This window comes from Burkholderia sp. JPY481, assembly GCF_038900515.1.
GTDB lineage: Bacteria > Pseudomonadota > Gammaproteobacteria > Burkholderiales > Burkholderiaceae > Paraburkholderia > Paraburkholderia youngii.
On sequence record NZ_JAYMRT010000003.1, the window covers coordinates 273,698 to 299,413 of the forward strand.

At 63.4% G+C, this 25,716-nt stretch carries 23 protein-coding genes; 10 read left to right on the forward strand and 13 right to left on the reverse strand.

Going from position 1 to position 25,716, the window contains the following annotated elements:
- Positions 1-21 precede the first annotated feature (21 nt).
- Positions 22-162: a hypothetical protein gene (locus VSR82_RS10620; RefSeq protein WP_167335679.1), complete on the forward strand. Its 141-nt coding sequence runs from the start codon at positions 22-24 to the stop codon at positions 160-162.
- A gap of 22 nt (positions 163-184) precedes the next feature.
- Here VSR82_RS10620 and VSR82_RS10625 read toward each other — a convergent pair whose 3' ends face one another.
- Genes VSR82_RS10625 through aepX form a run of 3 tightly spaced genes read right to left on the reverse strand, consistent with a single transcriptional unit; the run spans position 185 to position 4,163 of the window.
- Positions 185-1,252 (reverse strand): 2-aminoethylphosphonate aminotransferase, encoded by a 1,068-nt coding sequence (locus tag VSR82_RS10625; protein ID WP_410850292.1) that lies wholly within the window; start codon positions 1,250-1,252, stop codon positions 185-187.
- A 23-nt stretch (positions 1,253-1,275) separates the two neighbouring features.
- A complete protein-coding gene (aepY, locus tag VSR82_RS10630) occupies positions 1,276-2,439 on the reverse strand; it encodes a phosphonopyruvate decarboxylase (RefSeq protein WP_498857676.1) in 1,164 nt (387 codons plus the stop codon).
- Positions 2,436-4,163: a phosphoenolpyruvate mutase gene (aepX, locus tag VSR82_RS10635; RefSeq protein ID WP_429457165.1), complete on the reverse strand. Its 1,728-nt coding sequence runs from the start codon at positions 4,161-4,163 to the stop codon at positions 2,436-2,438. Before aepX ends, aepY begins: the two co-directional genes overlap by 4 nt.
- A 550-nt stretch (positions 4,164-4,713) precedes the next feature.
- Here aepX and VSR82_RS10640 point away from each other — a divergent pair.
- A complete protein-coding gene (locus VSR82_RS10640; protein WP_429457163.1) occupies positions 4,714-6,255 on the forward strand; it encodes a methyl-accepting chemotaxis protein in 1,542 nt (513 codons plus the stop codon).
- A gap of 324 nt (positions 6,256-6,579) precedes the next feature.
- Complete coding sequence (locus VSR82_RS10645; RefSeq protein ID WP_410850287.1) at positions 6,580-8,319, forward strand: peptidoglycan D,D-transpeptidase FtsI family protein; 1,740 nt, start codon at positions 6,580-6,582, stop codon at positions 8,317-8,319.
- A 33-nt stretch (positions 8,320-8,352) separates the two neighbouring features.
- Here VSR82_RS10645 and VSR82_RS10650 read toward each other — a convergent pair whose 3' ends face one another.
- Complete coding sequence (locus VSR82_RS10650; RefSeq protein WP_429457160.1) at positions 8,353-9,468, reverse strand: GGDEF domain-containing protein; 1,116 nt, start codon at positions 9,466-9,468, stop codon at positions 8,353-8,355.
- Between the two features lie 344 nt (positions 9,469-9,812).
- On the opposite strand from VSR82_RS10650, the gene VSR82_RS10655 reads away from it, so the two are divergent.
- A complete protein-coding gene (locus VSR82_RS10655; protein ID WP_013091226.1) occupies positions 9,813-10,067 on the forward strand; it encodes a DUF2866 domain-containing protein in 255 nt (84 codons plus the stop codon).
- A 16-nt stretch (positions 10,068-10,083) separates the two neighbouring features.
- On the opposite strand, the gene VSR82_RS10660 is transcribed toward VSR82_RS10655, so the two are convergent.
- The gene (locus VSR82_RS10660; protein ID WP_368584663.1) at positions 10,084-10,713 is read right to left on the reverse strand and encodes a 2-hydroxychromene-2-carboxylate isomerase; all 630 of its coding nucleotides are present in this window, start codon (positions 10,711-10,713) and stop codon (positions 10,084-10,086) included.
- Positions 10,714-10,754: 41 nt separating this feature from the next.
- Positions 10,755-11,381, reverse strand: coding sequence for a LysE family translocator (locus VSR82_RS10665; protein ID WP_368584662.1), 627 nt, complete (start codon positions 11,379-11,381; stop codon positions 10,755-10,757).
- Between the two features lie 171 nt (positions 11,382-11,552).
- On the opposite strand from VSR82_RS10665, the gene VSR82_RS10670 reads away from it, so the two are divergent.
- The 4 genes from VSR82_RS10670 to VSR82_RS10685 all read left to right on the forward strand — a co-directional run bounded on the left by VSR82_RS10670 (position 11,553) and on the right by VSR82_RS10685 (position 14,756).
- Positions 11,553-12,137, forward strand: a complete 585-nt coding sequence (locus VSR82_RS10670; protein ID WP_498857710.1) for an IMPACT family protein — start codon at positions 11,553-11,555, stop codon at positions 12,135-12,137.
- A gap of 177 nt (positions 12,138-12,314) precedes the next feature.
- The gene (locus VSR82_RS10675; RefSeq protein ID WP_368584660.1) at positions 12,315-12,896 is read left to right on the forward strand and encodes a hypothetical protein; all 582 of its coding nucleotides are present in this window, start codon (positions 12,315-12,317) and stop codon (positions 12,894-12,896) included.
- Positions 12,897-13,001: 105 nt separating this feature from the next.
- Positions 13,002-13,622, forward strand: coding sequence for a LysE family translocator (locus VSR82_RS10680; protein WP_429457154.1), 621 nt, complete (start codon positions 13,002-13,004; stop codon positions 13,620-13,622).
- A 156-nt stretch (positions 13,623-13,778) separates the two neighbouring features.
- Entirely contained in the window at positions 13,779-14,756 is a 978-nt protein-coding gene (locus VSR82_RS10685; protein ID WP_176107661.1) for a 2-dehydropantoate 2-reductase, read from the forward strand.
- An 87-nt stretch (positions 14,757-14,843) separates the two neighbouring features.
- On the opposite strand, the gene VSR82_RS10690 is transcribed toward VSR82_RS10685, so the two are convergent.
- The 3 genes from VSR82_RS10690 to oxlT all read right to left on the reverse strand — a co-directional run bounded on the left by VSR82_RS10690 (position 14,844) and on the right by oxlT (position 18,757).
- A complete protein-coding gene (locus VSR82_RS10690) occupies positions 14,844-16,295 on the reverse strand; it encodes an aldehyde dehydrogenase family protein (protein ID WP_368584658.1) in 1,452 nt (483 codons plus the stop codon).
- 92 nt (positions 16,296-16,387) lie between these two features.
- Positions 16,388-17,377 carry a LysR family transcriptional regulator gene (locus tag VSR82_RS10695; protein WP_429457152.1) on the reverse strand — a complete coding sequence of 330 codons (990 nt, stop codon included), beginning with the start codon at positions 17,375-17,377 and terminating at the stop codon, positions 16,388-16,390.
- A gap of 30 nt (positions 17,378-17,407) precedes the next feature.
- Positions 17,408-18,757 (reverse strand): oxalate/formate MFS antiporter, encoded by a 1,350-nt coding sequence (gene oxlT / locus VSR82_RS10700; RefSeq protein WP_429457150.1) that lies wholly within the window; start codon positions 18,755-18,757, stop codon positions 17,408-17,410.
- Between the two features lie 375 nt (positions 18,758-19,132).
- On the opposite strand from oxlT, the gene VSR82_RS10705 reads away from it, so the two are divergent.
- On the forward strand, positions 19,133-20,080 hold the full coding sequence (locus VSR82_RS10705) for a LysR family transcriptional regulator (protein ID WP_176107657.1): 948 nt from the start codon (positions 19,133-19,135) through the stop codon (positions 20,078-20,080).
- Between the two features lie 96 nt (positions 20,081-20,176).
- On the forward strand, positions 20,177-20,497 hold the full coding sequence (locus VSR82_RS10710) for an HAD family hydrolase (protein WP_368584654.1): 321 nt from the start codon (positions 20,177-20,179) through the stop codon (positions 20,495-20,497).
- Between the two features lie 90 nt (positions 20,498-20,587).
- On the opposite strand, the gene VSR82_RS10715 is transcribed toward VSR82_RS10710, so the two are convergent.
- Genes VSR82_RS10715 through VSR82_RS10730 form a run of 4 tightly spaced genes read right to left on the reverse strand, consistent with a single transcriptional unit; the run spans position 20,588 to position 25,349 of the window.
- Positions 20,588-21,433 (reverse strand): NAD(P)(+) transhydrogenase (Re/Si-specific) subunit beta, encoded by an 846-nt coding sequence (locus VSR82_RS10715; protein WP_410851476.1) that lies wholly within the window; start codon positions 21,431-21,433, stop codon positions 20,588-20,590.
- Positions 21,434-21,488: 55 nt separating this feature from the next.
- On the reverse strand, positions 21,489-22,304 hold the full coding sequence (locus VSR82_RS10720) for a fumarylacetoacetate hydrolase family protein (protein ID WP_429457147.1): 816 nt from the start codon (positions 22,302-22,304) through the stop codon (positions 21,489-21,491).
- A gap of 9 nt (positions 22,305-22,313) precedes the next feature.
- On the reverse strand, positions 22,314-23,561 hold the full coding sequence (frc, locus tag VSR82_RS10725; protein WP_429457145.1) for a formyl-CoA transferase: 1,248 nt from the start codon (positions 23,559-23,561) through the stop codon (positions 22,314-22,316).
- Between the two features lie 24 nt (positions 23,562-23,585).
- Positions 23,586-25,349 carry a thiamine pyrophosphate-binding protein gene (locus VSR82_RS10730; RefSeq protein WP_429457143.1) on the reverse strand — a complete coding sequence of 588 codons (1,764 nt, stop codon included), beginning with the start codon at positions 25,347-25,349 and terminating at the stop codon, positions 23,586-23,588.
- Positions 25,350-25,716 lie beyond the last annotated feature (367 nt).

The window sequence follows — 25,716 nt, forward strand, 5'->3', positions numbered from 1 at the left end:
GGTGACGCAATGAGCTACGACATGCATACCAGCCCGATTCCCGACCCGAACGCCGATCCGAACCGCGACCCGGAAGCCGACCCGCTGGTGCCGCCGTCGCCGGGGCATCATGTCGAGGAGCCGCAGCGGCCCGACGGGCCGCCGGACAAAGACCCGGTATAAGCGAGCCGCGCTCGACGCAGCGTCAGCCTGCCAAGTCGCTGAAGCCCTGCAGCAGGCGGTCGATATCGGCCGCGTGGATGTTGCCCATCGTCGAGATGCGGAACAGCTCCGCCGACAGCCCGCCCTGCCCCGCATAGATCACGAAGCCGCGCGCCTTCAGCGCGTCGTGCAGTTGCGGATACGCGATACCGTTGGGCAAGCGGTACGCGCGCAACACCACCGACGACTCCCCGGCCGGCAACACACTGCCGATGCCGCGCGCGGCCAGCCCCGCGCGCACCTGCTCGGCAAGCGCCGCATAGCGCGCATGACGCGCGCGCCAGCCGCCTTCGTCGGCGAGCTCGCGCAGCGCCTCGACCAGCGCGTAATACGCGTGCACCGAAGGCGTAAACGGCGTGTTGCGCTGATCCTGCAAACGCGCGAGCCGCGCAAGATCGAGGTAGTACGTGCGGCTCGCCGCGCGTGCGAGCGCCGCACGACGCACCAGCACGAACGACGCGCCCGGCACGCCATGCAGGCACTTGTTGGCGGTCGCCGCGAGCGCGTCGAGGCTCGCGTCCGCGAAATCGATCGCTTCGGCGCCGAAGCTGCTGACACCGTCCACCAGCAAACGCAGGCCGCGCTCGCGGCACAACGCGCCGAGCGCCGCGATGTCGTTCAGACGGCCCGTGGTCGTTTCATGATGAATCACCGCGACGTGCGTGAACGACTTGTCGGCGTCGAGACGTTCGGCGATCTTCGCGAGATCGGGCGCGGCCATCCAGTCGTGCTTCAGCGCTTCGTGCGCGATGCCGTATTGCGCGGCGATCTGCGCGATGCGCTCGCCATACACGCCGTTCTCGACGACCAGCAGCTTGCCGTTCTGCGGCACCAGCGCGGCCGTCATGCTTTCGACGGCGGCCGTGCCGGAACCGGTCATCAGCACTGCCTGCCATTCGTTCGGGTCGAGCCCGTACACGTCGACGAGACGCGTGCGCGCCTCTTCCTGCAAATCGAAGAATTCGCTCTCGCGATGGCACAGATCCGTCTGCAACAGGCTGTTGCGGACACGTTCGGTGAGCGTCACCGGGCCGGGATTGAGCAGCAGCATGGGCGCTCCTATTTGGTACGGGTTCAGATCGCGCCGATGTGGCGCATCAGGCGCGTCTTCACATCGGGCGGCGTAATGGTCGGGCGCGGCAGGCCGTCGGGCGTGCCGCGGCGGATCGTCAGGCGCGCGAAGCGAGGGCCGTCGAGCGGCGGCGCCGCGAACAGCTCGTCGATGACGGCCGGATCGTCGCTCTCGACCGCCGACGCGTAACCGCATGCGGCCGCGACACCAGCGAACGACACCTGCGACGACACCGTCGCCTGGCCGCCGGTCGAATCGTGCGCGCCGTTATCGAGCAGCACGTGCGTGAGGTTCGACGGTCCGTACGCGCCGAGGGTCGCGAAGACGCCCATGCGCATCAGCGCGGCGCCGTCGCCGTCGAGCGCGACCACGCGCAGGTCGGGGCGCGCGAGCGCGAGGCCGAGCGCGAACGGGGTCACGCAGCCCATCGAGCCGACCATGTACAACTGGTTCGCGCGATCGTCGATCGCGTAGAGTTCGCGGCCGCAAAAACCGGTCGACGCGAGCACCACCGTTGAGTCGAGCGGCGTATGCGCGATGACCTTTTGCAGCGCGTCGTGGCGCGTTGCGAGTTCGTTCGCGGCGACACCGCGGAACTGAGCGCGCGGCTCGACCGGCGTGCGCCGCGCGGGCGCGCCGCCGTCTTTCAGTTCATACGTCGCGACGCTGCCCTTCTGCATCACGAGCGCGTACGGACGGCCGGTGGCGTCCATGTGCGCGATCGCGCGATCGAGCGCCGGGCCGATCGCGTCCGCCTCGGTCGGGAACGTCTCCCACGGAATTTCCATCGTGTCGAGCATCGCCGGCGTGATCGGGCCCATCAGCGCGTGCTGCGGCTCGTCGGCAACGCCGGGCTGGCCGCGCCACGTGACGATCAGCAGTTGCGGCAGACGGAAAGTCCACGTCAGCGACGTCAGCGGGCTGACCGCGTTGCCGAGCCCGGAGTTCTGCATCATCGTGATGCCGCGCCGGCCGTTCTTCGCGCCGAGCGTGACGCCCGCGATCAGCGCGACCGCGTCGCCCTCGTTGGCCGCCGACACGTAGTGCAGCGATTCGTCCTGCAGCACGTAGTTGATGAACGGCGTCAGATACGAGCACGGCACGCCCGCATACCAGTCGAAACCGCGCTCGCGCGCCGCCTCGACGAACTGTGCTGCTTCGATCATTGCGCGCCTCCGTGTGCATCGTTCGCCGTTGCGCCGCCGACGGCCGTCGCGAACGGCGCCTGCGCGTGCGCGAAGTCGCCCGCGCGGCGGAAATCGTCGAGATCGTTGACGCCGCGCCAGTGGCCGTGCACGTATTGCACCTCGATCGACTCGCCCGCTTCGATCAGTGCGTTCAGCAGCGCGGGCATGTCGAGCGACGCGAAATCGCCGCGCGTCTGCAACTCGCGCATCACCGCTTGCAGGCGTTCAAGGCCCGCGCCGCGCACATTCAGCAGACCCACCCAGCGGCCGTGCGGCACCTGCGCGGCACTCGCCGACGACGACTGCTCCCGCCCGCTCGCGACATGCCGCAGCACGACCTTGTTGCCGAACAGACCGCGGTCGTCGGCGGCCGAGCACCACGCGAAATCGCGCACGCTCGCGTTCTCCGTATCGGTCAGCGACGAATCGACGACCACGCTGAAGGCGGCCTCGCTTTCGACGAGATCGCGCAGGATGTAGCTGCGAAACAGCAGGTCGCCGTACGAAATGACGGTATCGCCGGTCAGTTTATCGAGTGCGCATGCGAGCGACGCGAGCTCGCCGGTCTGCGCGTGCTGCTCGTTGACGACGAGGCGGATGCCCGCGGTATCGATCGCGTCGGCGCGATAGCCGCCGACCACGGTGATGTCGTTGACGCCCTGCTTCTTGAACGCATCGACGAGCCAGCGCAGCAGCGGTTTGCCGGCGATCGGCAGCATCACCTTCGGACGCTCCCCGGTCACCGCTTCGAGGCCCTTGCCGCGGCTCGCGGCGAGCACGACGGCCGAGCCGGCCGCGCGGCCGCCCGACAGATAGCGGTCTTCGGCCTCCGAATATTCGTCGGCGTCCTGCAGACGGAAGATTTCGTTGACCGCGGCGATGCTGTCCTCGACGTTGACGAGCGTCTCGCTCGCATGGATTTCCTTCGCGACGGCCTGCATCGCCGACGTCGCCGCGCGGATCAGATGGTTCGCCCAGATCACGGTGCTGATGCCCGCTTCGCGGAACACTTCAGTGGGCGTGCTGTAGTACTTGGTCGGCACGATCACGAGCGGCGCGCGGCCGGCCCATTCGCGCGCGAATTCGAGGATCTCGTCGGGGCGCGACAGCTTGCTGTGAATCAGGATCGCATCGGCGCCGGCCCTTCGATACGCTTCCGCGCGGCGCAGCGCTTCGTCCATGCCCCAGCCCGCGATCAGCGCCTCGACGCGCGCGACGATCGAGAAATGCTCGTCGTTCTGCGAGTCCTTGCCGGCCTTGATCTTGCCGCAGAATTCGTCGATATCGGCAAGCGGCTGCGCCTCGCCATTGATGAAGCTGTTGGTCTTCGGAAACTGCTTGTCCTCGATGCATACGCCGGCGATGCCGCGCTGTTCGAGCTTGCGCACGAGGCGGCGCACGTTGTTGAAGTTACCGTAGCCGGTGTCGCCGTCGAGCAGGATCGGCAGATCGCTCGCGTCGGCCATGAATTCGAGCGTATCGACCACCTGGGTCCAGCTCGCCTCGTTGTTGTCGCGCACGCCGAACTGCGCGGAGATCGCGAGACCCGAGCCCCAGATCGCCTTGAACCCGGCTTCGCGAACGATGCGCGCGGACAGGCCGTTGTGCGCCTCCATCATGAATTCGAGTTCACTGCTGACGAGCATCTGGCGCAGGCGCGCGCTGCGGGACTGGGAAACGAAAGCGGGTTCGCGTGCATTCATTCTTCGGGACTCCTGGTGGCGGGCTGATTGACGTTCTTCTATGCCCGGCTGGCAATCGGAAAAGGGCGACTATAGCGGAATTTTTTATCGCGAGTCTTTTGAATGTCTGAGCGGTTTTTCGTGGTTGCGCTTAAGTGGAAAAATGTGTCGTTTTTTGCATGCGCCGTCATTTAATGGGATTCCTGCATTTGATTGGCGTTTTGTGGAATGTTGATGCGAACCCTGCTGGATTTGGCTCCACAGCTTATCCGGCACCTCGTGGCGGCCGTTTTTACGTCGATTTTCGTGCGCATTTTTCAATCGCTGTGCCTTATCGAAAAATCGCCGGTTAATTCAAATTCCCGAATATTGCGCAAATGTCTTTTTCGAATTAGGCGCGCGCAGGCGCCGCTAAAAAACCAATAAATCCGCTTATTAATCAGATGAATAGCGATGTAAGACAGCGGGTTTCCCCTGCCTCGACCAACAAGATTTCCCGCCGTTAACACAGCGAGCGGCATCCGACCGCAAACCACTAGACCTACTGGCAACAACGTACATTTCCCTCGCTATGACTCTGAACCGAAAACTGACGTCGATGATCGCCGTGCTGTGGGTTGGCCTGATCCTGATCGGCGCGTTCGGCGCGTGGCAGAACCGCGCGTCGATGATCTCGGACCGACGCGAGCAATTGCGCTCGCTGATCGAAGAGGCGAACCACGTCACCGCCCATTACTACACGCTCGCGCAGCAGCATGCGCTGTCCGAGGACGACGCGAAAAAACAGGCGCTGGCGACGCTCGGCGCGATGCGCTACGGCAAGGACGGCTACCTGTCGATCAACGACTCGCAGCCGGTCATGCTGATGCATCCGTTCAAGCCCGAACTGATCGGCAAGAACCTCGCGCAGTTCACCGATCCGGCCGGCAATCATCTGTTTGTCGATATCGTCAACGCGGGCAATCACGACGGCGGCGGCTTCGTCGACTATCTGTGGGCCAAACCGGGCAGCGAACAGCCGGTCGCGAAGACCAGCTACTCGATGCACTTCGCGCCATGGGACTGGTACCTCGTGACCGGCATGTATATGGACGACGTGCAAAGCGCGTTCTACCGCAATCTGCTGCGCTGGCTCGCGATCACGGTCGCACTCGGCGCGCTCTCCACGGCTGTGATGCTGGTCGTGCTGCGCAGCATCCGCCGCTCGCTCGGCGGCGAACTCGAAGTGGCGGTCAAGCATGCGCGGCTGATGGCGCAAGGCAACCTCGCGACGCCGGTGCCGATCGCGCCGCACGACAACGGCAGCCTGCTGCATGCGCTGCGCACGATGCAGGCGGGACTCGTCGACACGGTCTCGCGCGTGCGCCAGGGCACCGAGAACATCAACGTCGGCGCGAACGAAATCGCCGCGGGCAACACCGACCTGTCGCAGCGCACCGAGGAGCAGGCGGCCGCGCTCGTGCAAACCGCGTCGAGCATGGATCAGATGACGGTCAACGTGAAGCAGAACGCGGACAGCGCAAGCCAGGCCGCGCAACTCGCGAGCGACGCCGCGAACGTCGCGACGCGCGGCAGCCGCGTCGTCGACGACGTGGTGCGCACGATGGGCGAGATTACCGCGAGCTCGCGGCAGATCGGCGACATCATCGGCGTGATCGACGGCATTGCGTTCCAGACCAATATCCTCGCGCTGAACGCGGCCGTGGAAGCGGCCCGCGCCGGCGAACAGGGCCGCGGCTTCGCGGTGGTCGCGGCCGAAGTGCGCAGCCTCGCGCAGCGCTCGGCGACGGCCGCCAAGGAGATCAAGGCACTGATCGAAACTTCGACCGATACCGTCGAGACAGGCGCGTCGCTGGTCGCGAACGCGGGCGCGACGATGGGCGAGATCGTGCAGTCGGTGCGGCGCGTCAACGAAATTCTCGAAGAAATCAGCCACGCGTCGCGCGAGCAGAGCGCGGGCATCGAGCAGGTCAATCGCGCGGTCGGCGAGATGGACCAGGTCACGCAGCAGAACGCGGCACTGGTCGAAGAGGCCGCGGCCGCCGCGCATTCGCTGAAAGACCAGGTCGGCGTGTTGCGCGACGCGATTGCGAGTTTCGCGTTGCCGGCTTGACGCTCCCGCGCCGCGCCCGCGACGGGCGCGCATAAAAAGAAGGCGCTCCACAGGCGGGGAGCGCCTCATCAACACGCCGCGTCGGAGTCGACGCATCAATCGAACGAATCAGCCGCGCGGATTTTGCAAGTCCGCGCGGCTGTTCGTTTTTTGAGCTTCGGCTCGGCTCGCGGTTGCTCGAAGCCAAACGCCGCTTCTTTCACATGCCTCGCATTTAAATTACGTTTTGTTTACACTCGGCCCAGCGACAGTCCTTGCCGCCAGGCCTCGTGGTTTTGGCGGCCTTGTTCAATCGAAGCTACGTAGCGCCCGCTGCCCGCCGCCATGATCCGCCAGAAAAAACCTCCGTCACCCGATCCCTATGCGTTAGCCGCGAAGAACCCGCTGCTCGATGCGCGGCTGCCCGCGTGGCGCTCGAAGTTCATCGTGCTGCTGGTGTTCGCCGCGTTCGCGACGCTCGCAGCCCGTGCGTTCTGGGTGCAGGTCGTAAATCAGGACTTCTACGTCGACCAGGGGCAGAAGCGCTATCAGCGCCTGCTCGAACTCGACGCGACGCGCGGCCGGATCGTCGATCGCAATGGTTCGATGCTCGCGGTCAGTCTCGCGACGTACGAAATCTGGGCCACGCCGAAGCTCGTCGACGAAAGCGCGTTCGCGCCGCTCACGAAGCTGCTCGATCTGCCGCCCGCGGAACTGCGCCGGCGTCTGAACGGCGAGCGCAGCTTCGTGCTGCTCAAGCGCCAGGTCGATGCCGACACCGCCGAGCATCTGTCGCGCCTCGGGCTCGCCGGCATCACGCAGGTCGCCGACACCAAACGCTTTTATCCCGAAGGAGAGTCGGCCGCGCACGTGGTCGGGTTTACCGACATCGAGGACCACGGCCAGGAAGGCGTCGAGCTCTCCGCCGACGCGCAACTGCAAGGCGTGCCGGGCGAGCGTGAAGTGATCCGCGACCGGCTCGGCCGCGTGATCTCGGAGACGCGGCCGCTCGTGCCCGCACGCAACGGCGCGACGATCCAGCTGACGATCGACCGGCGTATCCAGCAACTCGCGTACACGCAACTCAAAGCCGCGATCGCGGAGCATCGCGCCGAAGCGGGCAGCGTGGTTGTGCTCGATGCGCGCAACGGCGAAATCCTCGCGCTCGCCAACTACCCGAGCTTCGATCCGAACGACCGCACGCACCTGTCCGGCCGGCAACTGCGCAACCGCGCGGTAATCGACACGTTCGAGCCGGGTTCGACGATCAAGCCGCTCGTCGTCGCGCTATCGATCGACGAAGGCAAGGTGCGGCCGCAAAGCATCATCGATACCGCGCCAGGCTGGTATCGGATCGGTCCGGCCGTGATTCACGACACGTCGAATCACGGCGCGATGACGGTCGCCGAGGCGGTGCAGAAGTCGAGCAATATCGCGCTCGCGAAGCTCGCGCTGAACCTGCCGGCCGAAACGATCTGGACCAAATACCAGCAATACGGTCTCGGCATGAAGCCCGAGCTGCCCTTCCCCGGCGTGGCCGCCGGCAAGCTGCGGCCGTACAGCCGCTGGCGCCCGATCGAGCAGGCCACGATGGCGTATGGCTACGGGCTGTCGGTGTCGCTGCTGCAAATCGCACAGGTCTACACCGCCTATGCCGGCGACGGCTCCCTGCGGCGCGTGAGCCTGCTGCGCGAGCCCCTCGATGCGAACGACCCGACGTCGTTCGCCGCTCGCAGCGAACCGGTCACGACGCCCGCCACCGCGCGCGCGATCCGCAACATGCTCGAAATGGCCACGGGCGCAGGCGGCACCGGGCGCGCCGCGAGCGTGGCGGGTTATCGCGTCGGCGGCAAGACCGGCACCGCGCGCAAGCAGATCGGCGCGGGCTACGCGCCGAATCGCTACCGCGCGCTGTTCGTCGGGATGGCGCCGATGAGCGATCCGCACCTGATCGTCGCCGTGATGATCGACGACCCGGCCGGCAAGGCGTTCTATGGCGGCACGGTCGCCGGACCGGTGTTCAGCGGCGTGATGGGCGGCGCATTGCAGCTGCTCGGGGTGCCGCCGGATGCGGCCGGGGTGTGATGCGCAGTTGGTGTTGGGGTTGGCGTCGCTCGATCAGCCCTGCTCATCGAGCGCATCGGCGTGCGCCTCGATGCGATTGCGGCCGTTGCGCTTGGCCTGATACATCGCGCGATCGGCCTCGTCCATCATCGCCTGACCGAGCGACATCGCGTCGGCCGGGCTGCCCGCGACCACGCGCGCAGCCACGCCGATCGACACCGACAACTCGATGCGCTCGCCGTGCGCGTCGCGCACATCGAGATTCTCGACCGCCAGCCGCACGCGCTCGGCGACGGTCAGCGCGTCGCTGAGATCGCCTTGCACCAGCGCGGCGAACTCCTCGCCGCCGTAGCGCGCGACGGTGTCGCCAAGCCGCACCTGCTGTCGCACGCAGGCCGCCACCGCGGCGAGCGCGCGGTCGCCGATCTGATGGCCATGGCTATCGTTGATGCGTTTGAAACCGTCGATATCGATGAACAGGCACGCGACCGGCGCGCGATAACGGACCGCGCGCATCAACTCCTCGCGCAGCCGCTCGTCGAAATAGCGGCGATTCGCGAGGCCGGTCAGCGCATCGGTCATGCCGAGCTGCTTGAGCCGCTCGCGATGCGCGACGTTGTCGAGACTCGCGGTGACGATGCTTGCGAAGCGCTCCAGGATGTCGGTGGCCATGCCGGCGACGAAGCGCGCGGGGTCGTCGCTGCCGAGGCATAGATAGCCGCTGACGCTCTTGCCCGCGGCGAGCGGCAGCAGGATCGCGCTGGCCGGCACCTGGGCCGGCACGGCGCCGAACAACGCGCGGCGCGCGTCGTCGTCGATCTCGCCAGGGCGGCCGAGCCACGGCCGATCGTCCTCGCACAGAGACCGCGCGATGAGACCGCCCTCGCGCGACGTCTTCAGCTGCGCATGATCGAGCGCTTGCAGGTTGCCCGGCTCGAGCAGTTCGAGCAGCATCGGCGCGCGGTCGTCGAGCCACAGCACCACGTTCGCGAGAGCGAATTCGCGCGGCAGATGGCTGAACAACGTATCGAGAAACGACGCGAAATCCTGCGCGCCGATCAAACGCAACTCGACGTTCTGGAAGCGCCGCAACGTGCGCTCGTTGTGCTGCACGGTGTCGACGAGCGAGCGAAGACGCTCGGAAAGCGGCGATTGGGCGGGTTTCGTCACGGTATCAGCAAGGCGGCCCTGAAGGCGAACGGGGTCGACGCCCCAACTCTACTGATAACGGCCGATCCGCCGGGGTCTTGAGGGCAGGCTCGCGACGCTTCGGCCAGCATGGGAGCGTGCGCGTCCACTGTTGTCAACTCTCGCTTGCATTCGCTTGCACTCGCTTACACGCTGCGAGGTCCGTTTGCGTAATGATTGCGGTTCTTAAGTTTCGCTTAATAGTTCGCTGCAAGTATGTACTTCATCCCCTGTTGAGCCGCCAGAACATCGGCGGCGTTTTTTCTTGAAGGGTGCCGAAAACGCGGCCGAGCATGGTCCCGCGCACAAGAAGAAGGAGGTAAATCATGGTTGAAGAGATGGTAGTCGAACACCTGCGTGCGATGCCCGGCCATCAGTGGACTCGCCAGATTCATTCCTGCAAGGTCTCCGATCCGCTGCAACAGCCTTGGGGCCGCTCATACCGGCTCGTCGAATGGACGATGAAGCACGAACCCGAATCGAGCCGTCGCGTCGTTCCCGCCGAAAGTACTCCACTCGAAATCGCCCAGGCCGTGGTCTCACATGTACCGGGCCGGCGCTTCTGTCAGCAGGCTGATTGAGCGCTCCGGTCGACGTTCATTGGCGCGCCGCGATCGCGTCGCAGTAGTCCAACGCGTCCTCCAGCCTGTCATTCCCCCAGAACATCTCGCCGCCGACAAAAAACGTCGGCGCACCGAAGATGCCCTTGCCGATGGCCCGTTCGGTCTGCTCGCGCAAGCGGAGCTTGTTCGCGTCGCTTTGCGCGGCGTCGATCACGCTCTGCACGGGTAAGCCAAGCGAGTCGAGCGCTTCGCTGACGACGTCGATCGAGCCGATGTCGCGGTCGTCGGCGAAATTCAACCGCATGATCTGGCGGCACCAGGCACCGATCCACGGCTCGTTCGCACCCAGCAGCGCGATGCGCATCGCGAGAAGCGCCGCGCGCGGAAACGTGCTGGGACGCGTGAGCGCAAGGCCGTATTTGCGGCATTGACGCTCCATGTCTTTCCACACGTATGCGCCTTTTTCTTTCTGCAATACGAAGGGCGAGTTCTCGAACCCGAGCTGGCGAAATACCGGGCCGAGCAGAAACGGCCGCCAGACGATCGTCACGTTGCGCGCGGCCGCCAACGCTTCGATCCGCATCATGCTCAGATAGCTGTAGTTGCTGCCGAAGTCGAACCAGAACTCGATCGCGCGCGCCGACGAGGTTGGATCTTCATTCATCGCTGTCTCCGGAATCGTGCGTGCCACTCGCGCATCCGCACTCAGCGTGTTTGCACCGCCACGCGCAGGCCGAGTGAAATGAACAGCACGCCGATGAGCTTGTTCTGCCAACGCGTCAACCACGTCAAACGCTTCACGAGTTTGCCCAGCGGCCGGATCGTCAGAACGATCAGCGTCGTATAAAGCGCGCTCATGGCAACGAAAATCAGCCCGAGGGTCGCGAACTGCAGGAAGGTCGAGCCATGTTCGGGGCGAACGAATTGCGGCAGAAACGCGAGGAAAAACAGCGCGGTTTTCGGGTTCAGCACTTCCGCGGGAATCGCCTGCAAGAACGCCTTCGAACCCGACACCGGCGCGACGACCGGCAGATGCGCACTCGCCTGCTTTTCGCGCAACGCGCGAATGCCCAGATAGACGAGGTATGCGGCACCGACGAATTTCACCGCATTGAACGCGAGCGCGGATGTCATCAGCAGCGCGGAGAGGCCGATCGCGGCGCCCAGCGTATGCACGAAATCGCCGGCTGCGATGCCGAGACCGGTCAGAATGCCGGCCTTGCGTCCACCTTGCATGGTGCGCGTCAAAACCAGCAGCACGGCCGGGCCTGGAATCAGAAAGAGCCCGAGCACGACGGCAACGAAAGTCCCCAACGTGGATAGATCAAGCATGTCGTCTCCTCGCGATGCGCGGCATCGAAATGATGGGCGCGGGTTCAGCGGACCATTGTAGTCGAAGCCGCGAACCTGCCCGCGGCGCCTCGCTCGCCTGGACGATCCGTTACCATGTCGGACATCGCGACGCGTACCGCGTGCTTCTTTTCATCCACCGACGTTTCCGCCTTGCCCACCTATACCCTGCCCGCGCCGCTGAGCGCGGAACTCGAGATTCGCAAGAGCCGCTTCATCGCGTATGCGCTCCCGGTCGCCGATCGCGATGCCGCGATGGCCGAATTGCAGCGTCTGCGCGACGAACATCCGGCCGCGACGCACGTGTGCTGGGCGCTGCTCGCGGGCGGCCAATCCGGCATGTCCGACGACGGCGAACCGTCCGGCACCGCCGGTCGGCCGATTCTCGAAGTGCTGCGGCATCACGATCTGGATGGCGTGCTCGCGGCCGTCGTACGCTATTACGGCGGTGTGAAGCTCGGCGCGGGCGGTCTGGTGCGCGCGTACACCGATGCGATCGCGTCCGCGCTGCTCGACGCGCCGCGCGTCGAGAGGATTGCCCAGGTTTCGCTGGGCGTCGAAGTCAGCTATGCAGACGAAGCCAAAGTCCGTCGATGGATGGACGCCGAAGGCTATCCGCTGGTGGACAGCGCCTACGGCATGCTGGTGAAGATGACGATGCGCGTGCCCGCCAATGCTTTCGACGGCGCCAAGGCAACGCTGACCGACATCACGCAGGGCAAGGCGGGCTTTTTCTGAGCGGCTGTGGTCGAACGCCCTTCGGGCGTTGTCCCGATGTCCATCGCTATCGCGGCCCGTTATGATGGCCGGGCTAGCCAGCCAGACGCAAGCTTCGCTGCTACCATGCTGTTCTTCACCGGGCTGACTCCACTTAAAAGGGCAACTCCTCTGACTTCGACCGCCGCTTTCTCCCGCATGGCTGCTGCGCGTTCGCCGTTGAGATCCGTTGTGCTCAAGGGCTGCGGCGCCGTGCTTCTGCCCACGCTGCTGTCCGCGTGCTCGTGGTCGTGGTTCGGCCTGAATAGCAGCGCCAGCGCGACGCACCCGAAGACCCACGGCACCGGCTCGCTGAGCGTCGCCCCTGCAAGCGACTTCGCGTATCTGCCCGCGCGCGACGGTCGTCTGTCCCCGAACCGCATCGAAAACACCGGGATGACCGGGCTCGTGCTGAAGGACGAGGTCAGCCTCGTCGTGCGCAATGGCGTCGCGAACAGCCTGCGAGTGGCCGGTTTCCGTATCGACGACAACAAGCGCGTGCTCAGCGGCAGCATCGAAGCCTTTACGGTGGACGATAAGCGCTCGCCGGCGCTGTGGACGCTGAAAATGCACTACGTGGTCGTCGATGCGGCGACCCAGAAGGTCGTGTACACGACCACGCGCACCGTGAAGCAGAAGTCACCGAAATTCACCAGCAACACGATCGCGATCGAAGACACGGTCAAGCTCAGCGTCGATACGTTGATCGGCGATCCTGGCTTTGTCAAGGCGGTGAACTAAACACTCGGCAGGCGGAGGCGCGGCGTGGTTTCGCTACAATCCCGGTAACGCATCGCGCGCGATCCTCCGCGCGATGCATCATGATCTATTCGGAATGCAGCCGTCATGTCCCTTACCGCCTGGCTATTCTTCTTGCCCGCCTGCTTTGCCATCAACCTCGCACCCGGGCCCAATAACCTGCTTTCGATCAACGTCGCGGCACGGCATGGCTTCATCAAGGCATTCGTCGGCGGCAGCGGCCGGCTGCTCGCCTTCGCGATGATGCTCGCGCTCGCCGCGACCGGTCTCGCCGTCGTGCTGCATGCGTCCGAGTGGATCTTTCTGACGATCAAACTCGCGGGCGCCGCGTATCTGATCTGGCTCGCGATCCAACTGTGGCGCAGCGACGCGCCCGCCATCGACACCTCGCAACCCCAGGAAGCCGCGCTCACGCGCATTGCACGGCACGAATTCTTCGTGGCGGCCGGCAATCCGAAGGCAATTCTGGTTTTCACCGCGTTTCTGCCGCAATTCGTCGACGTCGCGCAGCCGATCCTGCCGCAATTCGCCGCGCTCGGTGCGAGCTTTCTGATACTCGAATGGGTCGCGATCGCCTTGTATTCCTGGGCCGGCATGTATCTCGGCAAATGGCTGATGCGCGCGAAGATTCGCCGCTGGTTCAATCGCTGCTGCGGCGGCTTTCTCGCGGCGATCGGCGTGAGTTTTCTGCTGGTTCGGCGCGCGTGAGGCGGGGCCTTTTCATAACGAATAGCTAATACATCGGCGGAGAAACTTTAACTATCAGCTTTCGTTGCTCCCCCTTATGCTCGAACCGTGACCGGCCGCGAAGTGGTGCAATGCGGCATTGGGCGAACGGCTTTTTCATCGTCACGGAGCGACATCATGAAGATCTGCATCTTCGGAGCGGGAGCGATTGGCGGTTTAATGGGCGTGCAATTGGCGCGCGCCGGCGCGGACGTCAGCTTCATTGCGCGCGGCCCGCATCTGGCGGCCATGCGTGAACACGGCGCGCGCCTGATCATGGATGGCGAAACATTCAGCGCGCCGGTGCGCTGTACTTCAGACCCAAGCGAACTCGGCGTCCAGGACGTCGTCATCGTCACGCTGAAGGCGCATTCGCTGCCCGGCGTGGTCGATTCGATGCAGCCACTGCTCGGCAAGCACACAGCGATCGTTACCGGCGTCAACGGCATTCCCTATTGGTACTTCTATCAGCATGGCGGACGCTTTGCCGGTACCCGCCTCGCGAGCGTCGACCCCGACGGTTCGCAATGGACCAAGCTCGGACCCGAGCGCGCGATCGGCTGCGTACTCTATCCGGCGGCGGAAATCGTCGAACCGGGGGTGATCAAGCACGTGTACGGCAAGAAGTTCCCGATCGGCGAACCGAGTGGCGAACGCACCCCGCGCATTCAGCAATTGCACGAGATCATGCAGGCAGCCGGCTTCGAAGCGCCGATTCGCGACAACATTCGCGACGAAATCTGGCTCAAGCTGTGGGGCAATCTGTGCTTCAACCCGATTAGCGCGTTGACGCATGCAACGCTCGATGTCCTCACGAGCGACCCGGGCACGCGCGCGGTTTCACGCACGATGATGCTCGAAGCGAAGCGAATCGCGGAACAGTTCGGCGTGCACTTTCGTGTCGATGTGGAAAGGCGTATTGACGGCGCCGGCGCGGTCGGTGCGCATAAGACATCGACACTCGTCGATCTCGAGAACCGCAGGCCGATGGAAATCGATCCTTTGCTGACCGTCGTGCAGGAAATGGGCCGACTCGTTGCCGAACCGACACCCACCATCGACGTCGTGCTCGCACTGATCAAATTGCGCGAGAAGATGGCATTGCAAGGTAATTGACCAGGTACCCGTTAAGCTCATTTTTCTTCTTGCAACACGACAGAAAGGATCGGATGCCATGCATCCGATCCTTTTTCACATTAGCCGCTATTGATCGATCGCTACCCACACCGCTTTCGGTTCAGTGAAGTTCTCGATCGCGACATCGCCATGCTCGCGACCGAAGCCCGAATCGCCAGCACCACCCCACGGCAAACGCACATCCGTATAGCCGTAGGTATTGATCCACACCGTGCCCGCCTTCAGGTCGCGCGCCACGCGATGCACGCGGCTCAGGTCAGCGCTCCATACGCCGGCCGCGAGACTATACGATGTGCCATTGGCGATGCGGATCGCGTCCGCTTCGTCTTCGAACCGGATCACGCTTGCCACGGGCCCGAAGATTTCTTCCTGTGAAATGCGCATCTCGTGCTCGACATTCGCGAACACGGTGGGCTCGACGAAAAAGCCGCGATTGCCGACGCGCGCGCCACCCGTCACGAGCGACGCGCCTTCCGAGCGACCTGTGTCGACATAGCTCAATACGGTCTTCATCTGAGCGGCCGAAATCAGCGGTCCCATCGACGTTTCGCGTAGCGACGGATCGCCGACCTTGATCGACTTCGCGCGCGTTGCCAGACGCTCGACCACTTCGTCGTACACGTCACGATGCGCGAGTATCCGCGACCCAGCGGAGCACACTTGCCCCGTATTGAAGAAGACGCCCGACGCCGCGGCGCGCACCGCATTGTCGAGATTCGCATCCGCAAAGATCACGTTGGCCGACTTGCCGCCGAGTTCCAGCGTCACGCGTTTGAAGTTGCCCGCCGCGCCCTGCAGGATGCCTCGGCCGACCGAAGGCGAACCGGTGAACGTGACCTTGTCGATACCGGGATGCGTCACCAGCGCGTCGCCCACCACACTGCCCTTGCCGGTGACGATATTGAGCACGCCCGGCGGCACACCGGCTTCGAGCGCCAGCTCGCCGACGCGCAACGCGGTGAGCGGCGTGATCTCGGCGGGCTTGACGATCAGCGTGCAACCGCATGCGAGCGCGGGCGCGATCTTCCACATGCCGATCATCAATGGAAAATTCCACGGCACGATTGCGGCGACCACGCCGACCGGCTCGCGCAGCGTATAGGTCAATGCATCGGGACGCGTCGGCACCACCTGGCCGTTGATCTTGTCGCACCAGCCTGCGTAGTATTCGACGGTATCGATCGCGGCGGGCACGTCCTGACGCATCACCGCGGCAATCGGCTTGCCGCAGTCGAGACTTTCGAGCGAGGTGAGTTCTTCCATGTTCTCGCGCATCAGACCCGCAAGCCGTTGCAGGATGCGGCCGCGTTCGGCGGCGCGAATCGAATTCCATACCTTCAATGCGCTGCGCGCCGCGCGCACCGCGGCATCGACGTCGGCGGCGCTGCCTTGCGCGACCAGCGCGATCGGCTCCTCCGTCGCGGGGTTGATATCGACGGAATATTCGCCGGTGCCTGGCGGCATGCGCTTGCCGTCGATCAACAGATCATGTTGCCTGAGGTCGGACTGGATATCCATCATGAAGCTCCTTGAGTAGGACGTTATATGGCTGACTGGCGGCGCATCGATCGAATCCCGCGCATTGCGCGAGCTTGTCGGTCGGCCCCTATCTAAGGTTCTGGCAACAGGCTTTGCCGCACGGACTGCCAGCTGAAGCTTTGCGTTGCGACAGCGGCTGCGGCAGGCATTTCGTCGGCGATCCGCGCATGACCGGTCGTCGATGCGACGAACTGTGCCCACGCAGCAGCCGCATTGGGACGAAGCGAGCGGTTTCTGCGGTGCACGAGTACCGTCGTCAATGTCGCTTCGGGGATCAGCGGACGACTCACCAATGAAGCTCCCGGCGATGGCCAATACGCATCGACAGGCAATACGCCGACACCCAGTCCCAATTCGACCATGCGCACTACTGCCGCAACGTGTCCGAGTTCCTGCATCGGCCGGCGCTTCAATTCGTTCGCGGCGAGTACCGGTTCGAGCGCAGCGCGCACGCCGGTATCGCCATTCAGCGTGATCAACGGACATTCGCGCAACGCGTGCCATCCGATGCTGTCGTGCTGGGCTAGCGGATGCACCGACGGAAGCACCGCATGCAATGGCGTAGTGAAAAGTACCTGAGCATGTAATAGTGGATTATCGACGGGTGCAGTCACACAGAGAGCGCCGAAATCCACCTCGCCCTGCTCGACACTGGCCAGTACGCTGCATTGAGGCTGATCCTTCACCGACACGACCAGCTCGGGATAAACCGACGCGCACTGCGCCAAAGCCCGCGGCACCCAGCCCGACGACAACACCGGATTACTCGCGAATAACACGACGCCCGTCTGTCCGTCGTAAGCAGCGCGCTCTTCGAGCAGCGTCAATTCGATTTCGTCGAGCAGCCGGCCGATTCTTCTCTCGAGACTCGCACCCGCATTCGTCAGTTCGACCTGGCGTGTCGTGCGATCGAATAGCTTCAATTGGACCGCGTCTTCCAACTCTCGCACACAACGGCTGATGGCCGACTGCGTCAGATCGAACTCGCGCGCCGCGCGCGTGAAACTGCGCTCGCGCGCGACCGCGACGAATACCTTGAGCTGCTGCAACGAAACATTCATGGCGTCGGTTCCGGGCGCGCGACGCTCAGCTTATTCGCCGGACTGTTCCGGCCAGTGACTCATTCTCGACGCATTGCCATTGCCATGGCCCGCGACGGCCAGCGCGCCCTGAGGTTCATCATGCGATTCGATCCAGCGCGTGCGCATCGGCTCGAGGATGAACTTCGCGGAAATACCGGCTGCGATCGTGATGACGGCAGAAACGATGAAGACGAGGTTCCAGCCGCCCGTCGCCGCGAGCACCGACGCGATCGGCACCAGCAACGAGGCCGTGCCCTTCGCGGTGTACAACGTGCCTGCATTGGCGGCCGCATACTTGCTGCCGAACGTATCCGCGCAAGTCGCCGGGAAGATCGAGAAGATCTCGCCCCAGAACAGGAAGATCAGCGCGGCAAAGACCATGAAGGCATACGGATTGCTGCCGAACTGCATCATGCCGAGCAACGCGAGTCCCTCGCCGATGAAGATCACGAACATCGTGTTTTCACGGCCGATCTTGTCGGAGATGAAGCCGCACAGCGGACGCGTCAAGCCGTTGAAGATATTGTCGATCGACAGCGTGAGAGTCAGCAGCGGCAACGTAGCGCCGAAGACCGACATCGGAATGCGCGCTAAGCCCCAGTCTTTCGCGATCGGGCCGATCTGTGCGGTCGCCATCAAACCACCCGCCGCGACCGCGACGAATGACGCGTAGATCACCCAGAACACTGGCGTTTTGATCATCTGGCGCGACGTGAAATCGACTTTCGACACCGCGAAGCGGCTCTTGCGTATCCCTGCCTGACGCAAGATCGGCCGCGTCAGGAGCATCGCGAGCAGCAGAATGCTGACGCCTTGCACGATGCCGAAGAACAGGAACGTCGCTTCATAGCCGCGGCTCGTAATCATGTTTGCAATCGGAATCACCGTCAGCGCCGCGCCCGCGCCAAAGCCCGCGGCCGTCAAACCCGCGGCTAGACCGCGCCGGTCGGGAAACCACTTCAGCGCATTGCCGACACATGTTCCGTACACACCGCCCGCGCCTATCCCGCCAATCACCGCGGCGAAATACAACATGCCGAGCGTCGTCGCATACGAATTGAGAATCCAGGACAAACCCGCGCATATCGCGCCGCCTGCCACCACCGGGCGTGGCCCGAATCGATCCACCAGCCAGCCCTCGAACGGCACGAGCCACGTCTCGGTCAGAATGAAGATCGAGAACGCGAGCTGGATCGACGCCTCGCTCCAGTGATGCCGCGCATGCATAGGAGCCACGAATAACGTCCACGCATATTGCAGATTCGCCACCAGCGCCATGCATATCATGCCGATGACCAATTGCGACCATCGGTTGCGCCACGACATACCGGTCGTCGATTGCTGGGTGATATTGTCCATGAGCCTTGTCTCCACTATTTATTTAGTGCAGCCGGCTTACGCGCCGCGCTGGATGTGTCCCGCCTTATCGTTATGGCCCGAGAACTTCGCTATTCGGGAAATCTAGAAGTCGATGCTTTTATGCTTTTCCGCAAATCCCCCGAACCCGTTTTTTGATGATAGTTCTTGCTTTATTCCGACCAGAACTTCGCTTCGGCCGGTAAGCATTACAGCTTATTCCCTGCTATTGAGTCCGCCACACCACATATCTATGCGTTAACCCGCGTATTTCAGTGGCTATTCGGCTTCTTATAGGTTTCATGCTAGGGTCATTGCTGAATTACTCATAATTAAAGTTTGTTATTATGTCGATTCACGTTTCCTTATACATCGACCATGACGATGCGCAATGCAACGCTGCGGCAACTGAAGGTCTTTGAAACGGTGGCGCGCCACCTGAGCTTTTCGCGCGCCGCGGAGGAATTGCATCTGACCCAGCCGGCCGTTTCCACCCAGGTCCGGCAACTCGAAGAACATGCGGGGCTGCCTCTGTTCGAGCAACTCGGCAAAAAGATCTATCTGACGCCGGCCGGTACCGAAATGCTCCACTACAGCCGCGCGATCATGCAGCAGTTCCATGAAGTCGACGAAGCGATGAGTCAGTTGAAGGGCGTCTCCGGCGGCAAGCTGAATGTCGCCGTGATCAGCGCCGGCGACTATTTCTTTCCGCGCCTTCTCGCCGAATTCACGCGTCGCTATTCCGGTGTCGATCTGAATCTCGCGGTGCACAACCGCGAAGAACTGCTGCATCAGTTGGCGACCAATCAGACCGACCTCGCGGTGATGGTGCGTCCGCCGCACGAAACCGACGCGACCAATGAACCGTTCGCGCCGCATCCGTACGTGATCGTCGCGGCGCCCACTCATCCGCTTGCGCACAAGCGCAATATCCGCTTCAGTCAACTCGCGAACGAAGCGTTCATCGTGCGCGAACGCGGCTCGGATACGTGGAATTCGATGGAAGAGGGTTTTGCCGGCCGTCTGTCCAATCTGAAGATCGCAATGGAGATCAAGAGCACGGAGACGATCAAGCAGGCGGTCATTGCCGGAATGGGCATCGCGTTTCTGTCCGCCCATACGATCAGCCTCGAATTGCAATTGGGTCATCTGGTCGTGCTCGACGTCGAGAGCTTTCCGGTCATGCTCAATTGGTACGTCGTGCATCGGAAGAACAAACGTCTGCCGCCGGTGGCCGTCGCCTTCAAACGCTTTCTGATGGAGGAAGGTGCCAATCTGATCGAAAAGATCACGCGCGTAAAGGAACTGAGCGTGCATAAGCCTTAAGCTATGGAAAGCCAATAAAACTTTAACTATTGCAAATCGATCGCGACTTCTATGCTGCAAGCGAGTTCTCTCACTTGCGAGCCGAGGAGGCCGATCATGAACCACGCTCCTGTTGAATCCCGTATCAGTACACGCAACGCTCGCACAGCGGCGGCGGATCGCGAAGACCATTCCGAGGATGCGCATCTGAGCGCCTACAATGCCGCGTTCAGCGATCTCGGCCTGCGGTTTCGCTGGGACCGTGCGACGCTCGACATGCTGAAAGAGTTCAATGGCGAGTTGGCGCGAATCACCGCTTATATCGAGCGCTATCACAGCCATCTGCATCGCGCGTACGATGCCGACTTTCTCGCGCAACTCATTCTGCACAGGAAGATGCAGTACTACAGCGAATTCGCCGCTGCAGTTGGTGAATAGAAGTATTGAAGAAGACTCGGGCGGCGGGATCATCATCCCGCCGTCGTCGCTATTGGCAATCAGGTTTGTCAGCGGCGTATGCATCGTCGATTAGCGGCGCGTGGTGAAATGAACCGGCCGCTTGTGCGTACATTTGCGTGAACCGTCGCGCTGCCGTCCATTGCTTCGTCTACCGTCACGCCCATCCCGACGCTCTGCACAGGCGCTCAAGCGCATCATCGCCGGCGCGTCATCGCGAAGCGCCCACGTCTGCTCTTCCCCACCGTGCCACTCGAGGTTCGCGAGCAGGCCCGGTTTGCCGATCGCCAGGCCATCGCTGCGCGCGGCGAACGCACGCATGCGCGGAGCGCAACTGTCGTGATGCGCCGCGTGAACGGGTTCGGCCGAGTACTCGCGGCTCAGCATCAGGTGCACGCCCATCGCCACCGCCAGCGCGCCCGTCGCGAGCAATGCCGCGAGTCCGAATGGCTGGGCCTGTTCGGTGACGAAGCTGTAACCGAGCCAGCCGCATAACAGCAGCGCAAACAGATTGACGACGTGATGGCCCGGCAGCGCGACTGCCTCGAGTTGCAATACGCCGCGTAGTTTGAAGAACGCGATCGCACAGGTCGCGAAGATCAGCGCGCCGATCAGTACGGCTGAAAATAGTTCGATGCGTTCGGTGCTCTCGCGCGCCGCAGCCAACAGGTCACCCATAAAGCCTACCGACGCGACCGCCAAACCGATGCCGCAGCCGAGCAATGCAAGCATCCGGGCCCTGTGTGTCGGATCTGGTTCGCGCACACATGTGTGCCGATGCGCCGAACGCGCGCCGAAGCGTCGTCGCGTGAGCGCGGTCACCGCCACCGTCAGCACGGTGACCAGCGCCATCGCGACGGCCACCGCAAGCAGCAGCAACAGATCCATCAACACGGCACTCCCACAGGCTTGCGGCATGCGTGATCCTCCGTGATGCGACGACAAGGCAACAGCCCCGAGGTCCCTGCTCTCGTCAACCGACGTTCGCGGTATCGCCCAATCGCCGTGGCTCGTCGCGCGGCGCCGCGCTCAAGGTATTGCTCAGCGTGCCGATCCCGTCGATCGTGATCGACACCGTTGCGCCGTCCTTGATCGAGCCCACGCCCACCGAAGTGCCGCACGCGATCACGTCGCCGGGTTCGAGCGTCAGATCCTGCGAAATCAGACTCACCTGCTCGGCCGGCGAAAAGACCATATCGGCGAGCGGATAGTTCTGACGCTCGAGGCCGTCGAGCGTCGTCAGCAGACGCGCCGCCCGCCAGTCGAAACCGGAGACGATGGCCGGACCCAGACAACAGAACGTATCGAAGCTTTTCGCGCGGCACCACTGCGGAAAATGCGGATTTTCGTTGAGCAGATCAGCGGCGGTGACGTCGTTGACGAGCGTGTAGCCGAAAATCGCCGCCTCCGCCTGCTGCACATCCAGATCGCGGCAACGCTGACCGATCACGATACCGAGTTCGCCCTCGTAGACGATCTTGCCCGCGTAATGCCGCGGCCGGCGGATCGGCTCGCCCGCGCCGATCACCGACGCCGCCGGCTTCATCAGAAACAGCGGATGGGTAGGCACGGGTTTGTCGAGCTTCGCCGCGAGCGCGTGATAGTTATTCCACAGCGCGACGATCTTGCCCGGCGCGCATGGCGCCAGCGGCGTCAGTGCGCGCAGCGACAGAACCGCGCCGGTCGGCACCGGCTGCGCGAGACTTTCGTACTCGTGCAGGTAGGCGCCTTCGACACGGCCGAACACGATGCCGCCGTCGCCCGACATGAACCGCATCCACGTCTGCATGCCTCGCTCCTAGATCGCGCCAGCCGTGCGCAGCGCCGTGATCTGCTCGGCCGAGTAGCCGAGTTCGGCCATCACTTCGTCGGTATGTTCGCCAAGCAGCGGCGAGCGTTTGACGTCGGTCGGGCTGTCGGACAGCTTGATCGGATTGCCGACGGTTAGATACTTGCCGCGCTGCGGATGATCGACTTCGACGATCGTGCCGGTTTTGCGCAGCGACGGCTCCTCGGCAATTTCCTTCATCGACAGGATCGGGCCGCACGGAATGTCGTATTTGTTCAGGATCTGCATCGCCTCGAACTTGGTCTTCGTCATCGTCCAGCGTTCGATTTCCGCGAAGATCTCTTTCAGTCGCGGCAGGCGCGCGGGTGCCGTCGCGTAGTCGGGGTCCGTGGCCCACTCTTCCTTGCCGATCACGTTGCAGATCTTCGCCCACACGGGCGCCTGGGTGATGAAGTAGATATACGCGTTGGGGTCCGTCTCCCAGCCCTTGCACTTCAGAATCCAGCCCGGCTGCCCGCCGCCCGACGCATTGCCCGCGCGCGGGACCGCGTCGCCGAACGTGCCGTTCGGATATTGCGGATACTCTTTCATCACGCCGGTGCGGTCGAGCCGCTGCTGGTCGCGCAATTTGACGCGGCACAGATTGAGCACGCCATCCTGCATCGCGGCGAGCACGCGCTGGCCGCGTCCGGTATGCGTGCGTTGATAGAGCGCGGTGACGATGCCGAGCGCGAGATGCAGCCCCGTGCCGCTATCGCCGATCTGCGCGCCGGTCACGACCGGCGGGCCGTCGTCGAAGCCGGTGGTCGACGCCGCGCCGCCCGCGCATTGCGCGACGTTCTCATAGACTTTGCAGTCCTCGTACGGACCGGGACCGAAGCCCTTCACCGATGCGACGATCATACGCGGATTCAATTCCTGAATCCGCTCCCACGTGAAGCCCATCCGGTCCAGTGCGCCCGGTGCGAAGTTTTCGACCAGTACATCGCATTTCTGGATCAGCGCTTCGAGCACCTGCTTGCCTTCCGGATGCTTGGTGTCGATCGTGACCGAGCGCTTGTTGTGATTGAGCATCGTGAAGTACAGGCTATCCACGTCGGGAATATCGCGCAGTTGCTCGCGCGTGATGTCGCCCGCGCCTGCCCGTTCCACCTTGATCACGTCCGCGCCGAACCATGCGAGCAATTGCGTGCAGGTCGGCCCCGATTGCACATGTGTGAAATCGAGGATGCGCACACCGTCGAGTGCCTTGGCCATGTCGTATCTCCTGAACGATGAAGGTTATTTGTACATGGTCTGGTTCTTCGTGCCCGGTGCGTATTCGCGCGGGTCGACCCAGATGTTGACCACCGCCGAGCGGCCGGTGCGATGAATCGCTTCGCGCGCACGCTGCAGCGCGCTCGCGATCTGCGCGGGATCGCGCACTTCCTCGCCATAGCCGCCGAGCATTTCGGCGAATTTGCTGAACGGCACGTCTCCGAGCAGATTGCCGACGTTGCCGCGTTCCTCGCCGTATTTGGCAAGCTGGCCGTAGCGGATCTGGTTCATCGCCGAGTTGTTGCCGACCACCGCGAGATACGGCGCACCGAAGCGGTTCGCGGTTTCCATGTCGAACGCGGTCATGCCGAACGAGCCGTCGCCGTAATAGCACAGCACTTCCTTGTGCGGATGCGCGAGCTTCGCCGCGAGCGCGAAGCCGGTGCCGACGCCGAGCGAGCCGAGCGCGCCGGGGTCCATCCACTGCCCCGGTCGGCGCGGGCGCACCGCTTGCGCGGAGATCGTCACGACGTCACCGCCGTCGCCGATATAGATGGTGTCGTCGGACAGGAATTCGTTGAGTTCGTACGCGACGCGATACGGATGAATCGGCGTGCTATTCGAGCGGAACAGCGGCAGCAGTTTTTCGGTCGCGGTCGCTTCGGCGTCGCGCAATTGCGCCATCCATTTGCGGCGCGCCTGACGCTTGTCGTCCTTGATACGACCGCTCGCGGCTTGCAGCACCGCAGCGAGAATCGCGCCCGGATCGCCGACGAGGCCCAGATCAATATCACGATTCTTGCCGACGGTTCGGTAGTCCATATCGATCTGCACCAGCGTCAATTCCTTGCTGATGCGTCGGCCGTAGCCCATGCGGAAATCGAACGGCGTGCCGACCACGATCAGCACGTCGGCATTCGCAAACGCCTGCGAACGCGTGCGATCGAAGTGATGCGGATCGCCCGGCGGCAGCAGTCCGCGGCTCGCGCCGTTGAAATAGCCGGGAATCTCGATGCCGCGCAGCAGCGCGATCGCTTCGTCGTGCCCGCGCGCGGTCCACACCTGCTGGCCGTACAGGATCGCGGGGCGTTCGGCATTGACGAGAATGTCGGCGAGCTTCTCGATGTCGTGCGGGTCTCCGATCGATTTGGTCGACGCGCGATAGTGGCCCGGCCGCGGCACGATCGCGCGCGTCGCGTCGACTTCGCGGTCGAGCACGTCGCGCGGAATTTCCAGGTAGGCGGGACCGGGCGCGCCGTTGAAGCATTCGCGCGCGGCCATCGAGATCATGTCGGCGACGCGCTCGGTGCTCGATATGCTCGCGGCGAACTTCGTGATCGGCGCCATGATGTCGACGTGCGGCAGGTCCTGCAGCGAACCCATCTTGTGCTGGGTCAGCGCGCCCTGCCCGCCGATATGCAGGATCGGGCTTTCCGAGCGGAACGCGGTGGCGATGCCGGTCACCGCATTCGTGCAGCCGGGGCCGGCGGTAGTCACCACGCAGCCGAGCTTGCCGGTCTGGCGCGCGTAGCCGTCGGCCGCATGCGCGGCGACCTGCTCGTGGCGCACGTCGATGATGCGGATGCCTTCGTCGACGCAGCCGTCGTAGATATCGATGATGTGGCCGCCGCACAGCGTGAAGATCGTGTCGATCCCCTCGTTTTTCAGCGCCTTCGCAACCAGATGGCCGCCCGACACGACGCCCGCGTCGCGGGTCTTCTGCTTGAGCGTGTCGTCGGCGGTCGTGGTGGCCGTGGCCGGACTCAGGGATGAAACAACTGCAGACATGGTCATCTCCTCATCTATCGGATGTGCAACGGTTATCGACGGACGCGTCCGCTTCGATATACGTCCGGCTGCACCGACGTCTCACGGCTTCGAAGATACCGTATGTGATATATCACATTCGTTCAAGCCCAATTTCGAGACAGAAACGGCGCGAAATTCTTACTGCTCAAGCCTGTCAGCCGTAGCTTTGCGCTGAATCCGCAAGGCTTTGCGGCGGTTGTTTCAAGGGAAAACACTGAGTCGCGAATGGCGGCTGTCATTGTTGATATATCACATACCATATTTTTCAGGCCGTCAAGCACGGTTTATCCCGCAGCGGGGTGCTCGCTCGAAGCGCGCGAACGCAAAAAGCCCGCGGTGCTTGCAC